This is a genomic window from Pseudonocardia alaniniphila, assembly GCF_022524485.1.
GTDB classification, from domain to species: Bacteria; Actinomycetota; Actinomycetes; order Mycobacteriales; family Pseudonocardiaceae; genus Pseudonocardia; species Pseudonocardia alaniniphila.
In genome coordinates this window covers 1-1,272 of the sequence record NZ_JAKXMK010000094.1, presented here as the reverse complement: position 1 = coordinate 1,272, position 1,272 = coordinate 1, and the positions used below count along the sequence as shown (strand labels likewise).

General features: G+C 67.1%; 1 protein-coding gene. It reads right to left on the bottom strand.

The window, feature by feature from the left end; all coding sequences use genetic code 11:
* The coding region (locus MMF94_RS43115) for a flavin-containing monooxygenase (protein WP_241043289.1) at positions 1-1,272 on the bottom strand (1,272 nt) is incomplete at both ends.

Sequence of the window (1,272 nt, the reverse complement as noted above, 5' to 3'; positions counted from 1 at the left end):
CCGACCCGATCGAGCGCAGGTGATGCAGACACGCAGAGATCCAGTCGACATGCTGCTCGATCGCGGTCGGCATGTTCGTCAGCACCGAGGGGCTGCCCGGGCCGGTGATCGTGAACAGGTTCGGGAAACCAGGAACCTGCAACCCAAGATAGGTGCGCGGCCCGTCCGCCCAGACCTCCCGCAGCACCCGCCCGCCGCCTCCGCGGATGTCGATGTTCAGCAAAGGGCCGGTCAGCGCGTCGAAACCGGTGGCGAACACGAGACAGTCCAGCGGGTACTCCCCCGACGACGTACGCAACCCCGCCGGTGTCGCCTCGACGATCGGCGACTCCCGCACATCGACCAGCGTGACGTTGCCGCGGTTGTAGGTCTCGAAGTAACGGGTGTCGATCGGCGGGCGCTTGGTGGCGAAGGGATGATCCCGAGGCATCAGCTTCTCCGCAGTGACAGGATCGTGCACCGTCTCACGGATCTTGGCACGGATGAACTCCGCCGCCGTGTCGTTGGCGTCCTTGTCGGTCAGCAGGTCGGCGAACGCGGCCCGGAACCGCAGCCCGCCGCGGACCCACAACTCGTCGTAGATCGCGGTGCGCTCCTGCGCCGAAACCGAGAACGCCGGCCGGTCACTCACATGGAACGGGTGCCCGTTGATCGTGGCGCGCTGGGTGTCGCGGATCTCGGCATAGTTCGCCTTGACCTCCCGCTCAAACGCCGCCTCCATCGGCCCGTTGCGGGCAGGGATGCTGTAGTTGGCGGTGCGCTGGAACACCGTCAGGTGCCCCGCCTGCTCCGCGATCACCGGGATGGCCTGAATACCCGTCGAACCCGTGCCCACGACCCCGACACGCAAGCCGCTGAAGTCGACACCCTCGTGCGGCCACCGGCCGGTGTGAAACCACCGGCCCCCGAACGTCTCCAGCGCCGGTATCCGGGGGATGTTCGCCGAGGACAGACAGCCCACCGCCGTGACGAGGAACCGCGCGGCGTAGCGCTCGCCGGCGTCGGTGCGCAGCACCCAGCCACCGCCCTCGTCGAACACCGCCTCCACCACGCGCCTGCCGAACCTGATGGAACGCCGCAGGTCGAACCGATCGGCGACGTGGTCCAGGTATCTCAGGATCTCCGACTGCTCGGCGTACCGTTCGGTCCACTCCCATTCCTGCTGCAGCGCCTCGTCGAACGAATAGGAGTAGTAGTAGCTCTCCGAGTCACACCGCGCACCCGGATAGCGATTCCAATACCACGTGCCACCGACCCCGTCACCCGCCTCCA